At 69.7% G+C, this 9,465-nt stretch carries 10 protein-coding genes; 5 read left to right on the top strand and 5 right to left on the bottom strand.

Annotation, left to right across the window (positions count from 1 at the left end):
- From ACJ73U_RS21835 to ACJ73U_RS21825, 3 genes are all read right to left on the bottom strand, one after another.
- Positions 1–245, bottom strand: a 245-nt coding sequence (locus ACJ73U_RS21835) for a DUF5994 family protein (protein WP_407779532.1), incomplete at its 3' end; no start/stop codon positions are given.
- A 16-nt stretch (positions 246–261) separates the two neighbouring features.
- Positions 262–1,263, bottom strand: coding sequence for a fatty acid desaturase family protein (locus ACJ73U_RS21830; protein ID WP_407779531.1), 1,002 nt, complete (start codon positions 1,261–1,263; stop codon positions 262–264).
- Between the two features lie 170 nt (positions 1,264–1,433).
- A complete protein-coding gene (locus ACJ73U_RS21825; RefSeq protein WP_407779530.1) occupies positions 1,434–1,589 on the bottom strand; it encodes a DUF6307 family protein in 156 nt (51 codons plus the stop codon).
- A gap of 448 nt (positions 1,590–2,037) precedes the next feature.
- Between ACJ73U_RS21825 and ACJ73U_RS21820 the strand changes: the two genes are divergently transcribed.
- The 3 genes from ACJ73U_RS21820 (at position 2,038) to infA (ending at position 4,891) form a co-directional block, all read left to right on the top strand.
- Positions 2,038–3,462: a DEAD/DEAH box helicase gene (locus ACJ73U_RS21820; RefSeq protein ID WP_407779529.1), complete on the top strand. Its 1,425-nt coding sequence runs from the start codon at positions 2,038–2,040 to the stop codon at positions 3,460–3,462.
- Between the two features lie 427 nt (positions 3,463–3,889).
- A complete protein-coding gene (locus tag ACJ73U_RS21815) occupies positions 3,890–4,651 on the top strand; it encodes a GNAT family N-acetyltransferase (protein WP_407779528.1) in 762 nt (253 codons plus the stop codon).
- Between the two features lie 21 nt (positions 4,652–4,672).
- Positions 4,673–4,891, top strand: coding sequence for a translation initiation factor IF-1 (gene infA / locus ACJ73U_RS21810; protein WP_407779527.1), 219 nt, complete (start codon positions 4,673–4,675; stop codon positions 4,889–4,891).
- A 279-nt stretch (positions 4,892–5,170) separates the two neighbouring features.
- On the opposite strand, the gene ACJ73U_RS21805 is transcribed toward infA, so the two are convergent.
- A complete protein-coding gene (locus ACJ73U_RS21805) occupies positions 5,171–6,334 on the bottom strand; it encodes an oxygenase MpaB family protein (protein WP_407779526.1) in 1,164 nt (387 codons plus the stop codon).
- A gap of 232 nt (positions 6,335–6,566) precedes the next feature.
- Positions 6,567–7,700 (bottom strand): STAS domain-containing protein, encoded by a 1,134-nt coding sequence (locus ACJ73U_RS21800; RefSeq protein WP_407779525.1) that lies wholly within the window; start codon positions 7,698–7,700, stop codon positions 6,567–6,569.
- Positions 7,701–8,199: 499 nt separating this feature from the next.
- Between ACJ73U_RS21800 and ACJ73U_RS21795 the strand changes: the two genes are divergently transcribed.
- Complete coding sequence (locus ACJ73U_RS21795; RefSeq protein WP_407779524.1) at positions 8,200–8,739, top strand: RNA polymerase sigma factor; 540 nt, start codon at positions 8,200–8,202, stop codon at positions 8,737–8,739.
- Positions 8,740–8,752: 13 nt separating this feature from the next.
- The coding region (locus ACJ73U_RS21790) for a hypothetical protein (RefSeq protein WP_407779523.1) at positions 8,753–9,465 on the top strand (713 nt) is incomplete at its 3' end.

Here is a 9,465-nt window from a genome sequence, read left to right as displayed (position 1 = left end):
CGACTTCCGTCGACCTCGAACCGGCGGGGCGTGGCATCCCAGGAGGACAGTGCGTACGCCACCCGTGAGATCCGGCCCAACCGGACGGCGAGGACCGTGACCAGGGCGGGCAGTTCCGCGGCGAGGTCCCGGGACCTCGGCCACCAGGCGCCGTCGACGTAGCCGGTGGCGGCGGCCTTCGGCTTGAGCCGCAACCGCAGCGGTGTCGGCGGGGACTGCGGGTGGGTGTGCGGGACCGATGTCATATCGGTCCTCCCGTCGCTAGTTGCTGGCCAGCCGCAGCGGTGCGCCGACGGCGTGGAGGTGTTGCAGCACGTACCCGTAGGTCCGCAGCCACCCGCACTGCGAGTACTCGATGCCCTTGCTGGCGCAGAAGGCGCGCACGATCGGTTGGGCGAGGCGCAGGTTCGGTCGGGCCATGCTGGGAAACAGATGGTGCTCGACCTGGTAGTTCAGCGCGCCGAGGGTGAAGTCGACCCACACGCCGCCGCGGACGTTGCGGGAGGTGAGGACCTGCTTGCGGAGGAAGTCGAGCTTCTGGCCGGCGCCGAGGATCGGCATGCCCTTGTGCCCGGGAGCGAACGAGCATCCCATGTAGAGGCCCCAGAGACACTGGTGCACCAGGATGAAGATCACTCCGGTCAGGGGCGAGAGCACGAGGAAGACCGCGGTCAGGTAGGCGGCGAAGTGCCCCACCAGCAAGCACATCTCCATCCTGCGGGACCGCAGGTCCTTGCGCAGCAGGGCGTTGATGCTGGAGACGTGCAGGCTGAAGCCTTCGAGCAGCAGCAGCGGGAAGAACAGGAAGGCCTGGTACTTGGCCATCCACCGGAAGAATCCCCGCCTGGCGACGGCTTGTTCGGTGGTGAAGGCGATCGCCGGGATGTGGATGTCGGGGTCGTCGTCCTCGTGGTTGGGATTGGCGTGGTGGCGGGTGTGCTGCGCCATCCACGAGGCGTAGCTGAGGCCGACCATCCCACCGTGCCAGAAGCCGATGGCGTCGTTGGCCCGCCCGGTGCGGAAGATCTGCTTGTGCCCGGCGTCGTGTCCGATGAACGACAGCTGGCCGAACATCACCGCGAAGAACACCGCGAGGAACAGCTGCCACCAGGAGTCGCCGACCTTGAAGAAGGCGACCCAACCACCCGCGAAGGCGATCACGTTGAGGCTGATCTTCACCGCGTAGTACCCGTAGCGCCGGCGCAGCAAGCCCGCCTTCCGGATCAACTGGGACAGTTCACCGTAGTCCCGGCTGCCAACCATGGACGGGGTATCGAGCGACGTCAATTGCCACCACTTTCCGGGTGTGTCGTAACACGACACCGGGGTCTGGGGTGGCGTCACGTCATGGGCATCAGGTCGCGGTGGATCCGCGACCTGCTAACAGAGTTTCACGACCTGATCGGATCAGCAACCAACGGTCGTCGTCGGTTTCAGCGCCTCGGCTCCGGGATGTGGTCGATGGCGTAGACCACCTGCACCGCGAGGTCGCGCGCGGCCTCGTCACCGAGTGCCGGGCTCTTCTTGAGGACGTTCTGGACGAACGCGACCCGCTGCTCGTAGCGGGAGACGAATGTGGCTTCGGTCATCTGGTTCTCCTGGTGTCGTGCCGTCGAGGGTGTCGCGAAGGAGAAGGGCGGTACGCGCCAGCTGGATGATCAACGCGATAACCGAGGACGGCCGCGTTTCGACCTCTGCCGATGGATGACATACCCGTTCGACGTCTGCCGGGGGTAGCATCTCGAAGGTGGGATGTCTCGGTCCGGATGGCGTAAGCATACGCTTGTGCGTGCGGCTCGATCGTCTCGGCCCCCGATGACGACCTCGCGGCGGCGTCACGGCGTGGCGACCAGCCCTCCGTCGATCAGTCCCGTCTCACGAAGTCGGCGCCACCGGCTCCGCCTGAGGGGTTGTGTACACTGATCGTCGTGGCCCGCTCAGTTCTGCCTCGGGCCATGTTTCTTTGTCGACCACCACGCGCCGCGGTCCAGGTGGATCTGCGCCGGGCAGGACGACCCTCAACGTTTCGGAGTACTCATGGCGGCACGCCGCCCTCATAACCTTTCCACGCCCGTGTCCGATGGCTCACCGGTCGCTGGTCCGACCTTCGCCCAGCTGGGGGTGCCAGCCAGGCTGGTGACGGCCCTGACGACGCAGGGCATCGCCACACCGTTCCCCATCCAGGCGGCCACACTGCCCGACTCGTTGGCCGGCCGCGACGTGCTCGGCCGCGGCCGGACCGGATCGGGCAAGACCTACGCGTTCGTGCTCCCCGTGCTCGCCAGGCTCGCCGCCAGCACCACAACGCGCCGCCCCGGCCGCCCACGGGCGCTGATCCTGGCTCCCACCCGGGAGCTGGTCAGCCAGATCCAGGCGGCGATCGCCCCACTGGCCACGGCGCTGTCCCTGCGCACCCTGACCGTCTACGGCGGCGTACGCCCGGGTCCGCAGGTCGCCGGCCTGAATGCCGGGGTCGACGTGCTCATCGCGTGCCCCGGCCGGCTGGCCGACCACCTCGAGTCCGGTCACGCCCGGCTCGACGCCGTCGAGATCACCGTGCTGGACGAGGCCGACCACATGGCCGACCTCGGCTTCCTGCCAGTGGTCACCCGGCTGCTGAACCAGACCCCGCGCGACGGCCAGCGACTGCTGTTCTCCGCCACGCTCGACGCCGGTGTCGACGTGCTGGTCCGACGCTTCCTGCACGACCCGGTCACCCACAGCGTCGACTCGGCCTCCTCGCCCGTCGCCACCATGGACCACCACGTGCTGCACGTACAGCCGGCGGCCCGCCTTCCGGTGCTGGTCGACCTGACCGCGGCCCCGGGGCGCACGCTGGTGTTCACCCGCACCAAGCGGGGTGCCACGAAGCTGACCCGTCAACTCGTCGCCGAGGGAGTGCCCGCCGTCGAACTGCACGGCAACCTCGGCCAGTCGGCACGCACCCGCAACCTGCACGCCTTCGCGGCGGGTAGCGCGGCCACCCTGGTCGCCACCGACATCGCCGCCCGCGGCATCCACGTCGACGACGTCACGCTGGTGATCCACGCCGACCCGCCGATGGAACACAAGGCATACCTGCACCGGTCAGGCCGCACCGCCCGAGCGGGAGCCTCCGGCACCGTCGTCACCCTGATGACCGACACCCAGGTCGCCGACGTCCGCGACCTCACCCGCAAGGCCGGCATCACCGCCACCATCACCCGCCTGCGCCCCGGCCACCCGCTGCTCACCCAACTCGCACCGGGTGAACGCACCTACGTGGCGCCGAGCGCGAAGCCGGCGCCGAGCGTCCACCCGGACCGGCAAGCCCGCCCGACCGGCACCAACCCCAGGCGCGCCAAGAACCCCCGCGCACGCCGCCAGCCCGTGAAGTCGGACACCCAGACGACGTCGGCCACACCGAAAACCCCCGGCATAGCGGCATTCTCGTCCGGAAGCCGCAGGGGCCGCCGCCGCTGAGCCGAAGGGCCAACGGACTCGTCGCACCCCCGGATACCGGTTGGTTCCGGGGGTGCGCGAACTCGCCCGCTGCCCGATAGCCGCTGCCCGATAGCCGCTGCGCGACTCAGTAACGGTTCGTCCGACGGGGCGAGGTCCATGGCATGTGACAGTCGCGTCTATTGTGGACTCCTTCGCGGCTGTCAGCCTTCGCGATCGAGTCGAGTCGATTCGGTGGCACGGGCGGCGCACGTGCCGGTCGGCGAGAAACTGGTTGGGCCGATCGGTACGGAGCGGGTAGCATGATCGACGCCGTGACATGACCCGAGGAGGTGAGACCCATGAACGATGTTTCGACGTGGGTGCTCCCCTCGTCTTCACGGTCGTGCGACTGACGTAGGAGTCGCCGGGAGCGCCATCACAGGGCATTCCCGAAAGGTGACTACCTATGAACTCTTCGATCGCGCGCGTCGCCGAATCGCAGTGGCACGCCGTGGCGGACGACCGGATGGTCGGCCGCGGTGAGGTTTTCCGCAGGCCGGACGGACGGTTGTTCCTCAGCATCGACGCGTGGCACGACGTGGTTTTCGACCAGCTCGCCGAGGCGATGCTGACGGTGCTGCCGAGGCCGCTGTACACAGTGGTCGACGAGGCGGACCTCGACCTGACGTCCTCCTGGGAGCGAGCCGGCTTCACGACTCGCCGCCGCGAGTGGGAGTACCTCGTGCCCACGGATCCGCGGATCACCGGGCTCGGCTCCGCGCACCCGCCGGCGGGTGTGACGATCGTCCCCGCGGGTCATGCGGAGGAGGACCCGTTGCGGGCACTGGACCGTGTGGTCCGCGACGAGGTCGCGGCCACCGTCGGATGGCAGGAGATGCCGGCCGAGGTGCTGTCCCGACCGGACGGCGACACCGTGGTGGACCCGTCGAAGTACGCGGTGGCCGCGACGGTCGGCGAGTACGTGGGGCTGCTCCGGGTGACGGCGCTGCCCCGGCAACCGCGGCTCGGGCTGATCGCGGTCCGGGCCGACCAGCGCCGCCGAGGTATCGCCCGGGCGCTGCTCGCCACCGTGCTGGATTCGTTGCACCACCGCGGGATCGCCACGGCGTCGGCGGACGTGAACGAGTCCAACGTGGCCGCAACGGCGCTGTTCGACGGTGTCGGCGCCCGGCGCGCGAGCAGCAACCTCGAACTGCTACTGCACTGACGCCGAAACTGGAGGAGAACCATGGCGAAGAACGGCATAGAGGTGGAAGGCATCGTCGTCGAGTGTCTGCGCGACGCCCGGTTCACGGTGGAACTGCCGAACGGGCACAAGGTGCTGGCGCACATCAGCGGCAAGATACGGAAGAACTACATCAAGATCCTGCCCTACGACCGGGTGCTCGTCGAGCTGACCCCGTACGACCTGGCCCGCGGCCGGATCCTCTTCCGGTACCGGACATGACGGTGCGAATCAGCCGGGTCTGGTGTTCAGGAGCGGACTGAGCCCGCTCAACGCCCGGCACCCGCCCGTCAAGTCCCTGCGGGACGGGCTGGCGCCGGGCACGAGCGTGGGTTTCGGGTTCGCCGCGTTCGAGTACGCGTTGACCGCCGCCATTGCGCGCCCTGTGGGACTCGATGAACGCTGGTCCGGGCCTCCGCGAGCGGAGCGGGTCCTGGTCCGGAACGCCGAACGTCGCGTCGCACAGCAGGAGGAAGTAGAGACTCGGCGGTACAGCCGTCCTCACGTTCGGACCGTGTGTGTGGCGGGCCGCGGGGCGGTGCCGGCCGGGCAGAGGCCGCTCGCCTGCCATCGTTCGCGGAGGTCGGCCGGGATGCTCAGGGTCGTGGACTGTCCGTTGGTGAGTGTTCGCACGCTGCCGCCCAGCAGGAGTTCACCCGCCCTGTCGAGGATCGCCGTGGCGGTGCGGCTGTCGTCCTCGGCTCGTTCCAGTGCGCCGAGCACACGGGTGCCGATGCGGGCCACCCGCTGCCACCCGCCGGAGCGGGGCACGCGCATCCAGTCGGCGACGCGGTCGTCGACGACCTGGCGCACCAGTGCCGCGACGATGCCGTCGAACACCTTGCCGGGGAACAGCTTCTCGTACAGGTCGAGCAGGTGCGCGGTGAGCTGGACGCCCTCGGGGGAGGGGCCGTAGGACGTCTCCACCAGGGTGCTGTTCAGCTCGCGGGCCTCGGCCAGTGTCGCCGGCAGTGCCTGCGCCGGGATGCCGAGCATCGCGCCGGTCACCCGCCACACGTAGTAGTAGTCCTCCGCCTCGGCCTCGGTCACCGAGATGCCCAGGCGGCGCATGCCCTCGACGACCTGTACCGAGAAGATCAGCAGTGAGCCCACCATGTCCTGCTGGCACACCGGAACGCCGTCGGCCTCGAGGTCCCACCTGCCGGAGCGGGTGATGAAGTGGCGGACCGCGGCGTGGATCAGCCGGGTCTTCTGGATCGTCGGCACGAACGCGCCGCCCGAGCCGAACGCCCCGCACCCCATCATGTTCAGCACGAACTGCGAGGTCTCCGAGAGCCTGCGGTGCGGCTGGTTCAGCCCGTGCGTCATCGCGAGCACCCGTGACGGACGTGGTTGTGCGTAGCAGTTCACCATCGCCGCGAAGGACAGCACGGCGGCCACGTGCACGCCGTCGTCCACGAAGAACTCGTACGCCCGCGCGACCCGGTCCAGGTCCGCCCACTCCGGCGGTTTGCCGGTCGCGACGAGGTAGGCGCGCACGGACTCCGGCAGGTCCGCCGGAACGGGTTGGTCGTTGGCGCGGAAGTGCGCCAGCACCTCGTTCACCGCGCCGACCCGGCCGGTCGCGGCCAGCTCCGCGACCACCGTGTCGGCCAACGGGTCGCCCCGGAACTTCAACGCCTCGACGAGCGAGGTGTCCACCATGGCCGTCCTCCTAGTGGTCCGATCTCGTCAGTCCCTCAGGCACGTGATCCAGTAGTCGCCGGTGTCGGCGGCGTCCGCGACGCCCATGCCGAGACTAGGAGCCGCCACGTCCACCAGGGATCGACCGGGAGTGTGAATGCCGGCGATTCCCCCGAAGGGTGGACGGCGTCACTCTCAGGCATGCGCTCGGTGCTCGTCCGCCGTCGGTGACGCGCTGGGACGGTGCCGGTGCTCAGGTCGGGAGGGTGGCCCACACGACCGCTCCGTGGGGGAACGCGGGCACGCTTCCCCAGGAGTGGGCGAGGCGCTCGACCTCGGGGAGGTCGAGCCGGGTCCTGGTGTGTCTGGCTTTGATGGTGGGCGCGGGGGTCGAGGCGTTGTCGTGGACGGAGATGAAGAGTTTCCCGCAGCGGAGTTCGAGTCGCAGGCGGACATCACCGCCTGTGTGCCCCACGGCGTTCTCCACCAGTTCGACGGCGATCACTGTCGCGTCGGCGACGGTGGTGTCGACGCACGCCCAGCGGCGGCATGCGCGTTCGACGTGGCGCCGCACCGTGGTCCCGCCCGTGTTGCCACGCCGAAGGGTGAAGACCATCCGACGCCACGGTGGCGGATGGTCCAGCTCGGCGATCGCCTGGTCGATCGTGTCGTGCACCGGGGTGTACCGGACGATCCGGTTGCGACGGAGCCGGACCCGCATACCGGCGTCGGTGGTGACCAGGTGGACGGGCACTCCCGGCCATTCCGACACCTCCTTCCACACCGAGGTGAACACCACCAACGAGGTGTCCTCCGGGACGACCAGCTGGCCCAGGTCCACGATCAGGGCGCGGGGGACTTCCAGGGCGAGCTTGATCAACATGCTGCGCAGCTGCCCGTAGCCGACCAGATCGAGCACTCCGGACGGTGCGACCACGACGACGTCCCCGCGGGCGGTGCTCTCGATCCGCAACGGTTCACGTCGCGCGGTCCGCCGTGGACGGGACCCCAGCCAGCCGGTCCGGGGAGCGTCCGACGGACACTCCGGACGGCCGGAGGCGTCGGTCGTGACCTCCCGCGCGGGGGTGACGAACCGTATCGCGGCGCTCAGTGTCGCGTGGATGGACAGGATCCGGTCCACACCGCCAGCGGTCAGTGCACCGAGGACGGAACCGGCGGCCACCACGCGCAGCGGTGTCTGCTGAGCACGGGCCTGCTGATGGAGCGCCACCAACCCGTCGAGACACTCGTCGCCGGCGACCGTGATCTCCGACAGGTCCAGCACCACCGGAAACGGGGCGACGGCCCCCTTCAACGCCTCCTGTGTGGCCTGACGCACGCGCGGCATCGTCGTGGGGTCGACTTCTCCCGCCACCTGCACGACCACGGCCGGATGGTGATAGCTGTACCGGATCCGCGGACGCGAATTCCCAGGTCGGTCAGCGTTGGAAATTTTCGACTCCTCACGCATTGACCGACAGTTTCTACCCGACGGTGGCAATCAGCTGTTCGACAGAAAAGGCGCGTTGTAGGCTACCTAACGAACCGAGTTCACCTTGAGCCCCCGGGCATCCTCAGTCAAGACACTCGATCGAGTGAAATTTAATCGTCCATTCGCGCCAGACTGGAATCCCTGCGCAACTTAGGCAGGAATTCCTCGAGTGGTCGCGATGATTCGAACCGGTCCCGTGAACCGTTCGCCCCGCTCGGTGCGACAAACAGGGCGTGGATGGGAGCGACCTCGATCGGCGGGCCTCGAGGCTGGCGCGATGGCTCGTGGCCAGCACGGTGGGTGCCTGCTCCTGGCTGCCGGCGGCGGACCGTGGTGGTTCGCTGCCGGCGCCGCTGGTGACCCGGTACCTCGTCGGGGTACGGGGAGGTCACGCATGGTGACGCGACCACCGGATCCGCGGGAGGATTCCCAGCTCCTCGCGGCGGTCAGCGACGGCGACAGGGAGGCGTTCGCCGAGCTGTATCGGCGGCACCTGCCGTGGCTGTTGGTGCGCCTCGGGCGGCGGTGCTCGTCGCCGGAGCTCGTCGACGAGGTCGTGCAGGACACGTTCGTGGCGGTCTGGCGGTCGGCCGGGCGGTGGGATCGCCGGGGTGAGGTGGCCGCGTGGATCTGGGGCATCGGCATCCGCCGGCTGGTCGACGCGCTGCGGCGCAGCCGGCCGCCGGCCGATGAGCTGACGACGTTCGCCGGCGTCGAGACCTCGGCCGAGGAGCACGTGCTGCTCGCCGTCCAGTACGGCGACGTGGGAGCGGCACTGGCGAGCCTGTCACCGGAGCTGCGGGCCGTCGTGCAGGCGACTGTCCTGGATGGACTGACGACGCGGGAGGCCGCCCGGTTGCTGGGTATCCCGCCCGGCACGGTCAAGACGCGGATGATGCGCGCCCGCGCTCTGTTGCGGGAGCGGCTGGCATGACGGGGAGGTTGGGATGACCGCCTGGCACCTGGATCCGGAGGCGATCCGCCGGTACTCGCGGGGCGCCGCCCCGCCGGGCCTGGCCGCGTCCGCCGAGGCGCACCTGATGAGGTGCGCGGCCTGCCGGGACGCGATTTCGTCCTCTGTGGACGTTCGACGGATGGCGACGATCTGGCAGGAGGTGGTCGACCGGGTCGACGCGCCCCGGCGGAGCTGGCCCGAACGGGTGCTGGCCCGGCTCGGCGTCGGCGAGGCGACGGCGCGCCTCGTGGCCGCGACGCCGACCCTGCGGGGGCCGTGGCTGCTGGCCGTCGCGGGTGTACTCGCGCTCGCGGCCTGGGCGGCTGGCGTCGATGAGCGCTTCCTGCGCATGTTTCTCGTGGTCGCCCCACTCGGGCCGCTGGCGGGTGTCGCTGTGGCCTTCGCGGGCGGCCTCGACCCGACCCGGGAGATCGGGCTGGCCGCGCCGTACTCGGGGCTGCGACTACTGCTGATCCGCACGGCCGCGGTCCTGGCGGTCACCGTGCCGATCGTGGCCGCGGCCGGCCTCGCGCTACCCGGCTCGAACTGGCTGGCCGCCGCCTGGCTCCTGCCCACCGCCGGGCTCACCTGCGCCGCGCTGGCCCTGACCGGCCGCGTACCGCCCGTCGTCGCGGTCGGCGTGGTGGCCACGGCGCTCGCACTGCTCATCGACATCGCCTCCTACCAGAACTTCCTCTACCTCAT

It is taken from the genome of Actinophytocola sp., from assembly GCF_045807065.1.
In the GTDB taxonomy this organism is placed as follows: Bacteria; Actinomycetota; Actinomycetes; order Mycobacteriales; family Pseudonocardiaceae; genus Actinophytocola.
Note: the sequence above shows the minus strand (reverse complement) of the source record. Positions and strands in the feature narration are given on the sequence as shown.

Coding starts and splice junctions, on each gene's coding strand:
- ACJ73U_RS21820 (WP_407779529.1), top strand. CDS start 2,038: ATGGCGGCACGCCGCCCTCATAACCTTTCCACGCCCGTGTCCGATGGC.
- ACJ73U_RS21805 (WP_407779526.1), bottom strand. CDS start 6,334: ATGGTGGACACCTCGCTCGTCGAGGCGTTGAAGTTCCGGGGCGACCCG.
- infA (WP_407779527.1), top strand. CDS start 4,673: ATGGCGAAGAACGGCATAGAGGTGGAAGGCATCGTCGTCGAGTGTCTG.
- ACJ73U_RS21825 (WP_407779530.1), bottom strand. CDS start 1,589: ATGACCGAAGCCACATTCGTCTCCCGCTACGAGCAGCGGGTCGCGTTC.
- ACJ73U_RS21815 (WP_407779528.1), top strand. CDS start 3,890: ATGAACTCTTCGATCGCGCGCGTCGCCGAATCGCAGTGGCACGCCGTG.
- ACJ73U_RS21795 (WP_407779524.1), top strand. CDS start 8,200: ATGGTGACGCGACCACCGGATCCGCGGGAGGATTCCCAGCTCCTCGCG.
- ACJ73U_RS21830 (WP_407779531.1), bottom strand. CDS start 1,263: ATGGTTGGCAGCCGGGACTACGGTGAACTGTCCCAGTTGATCCGGAAG.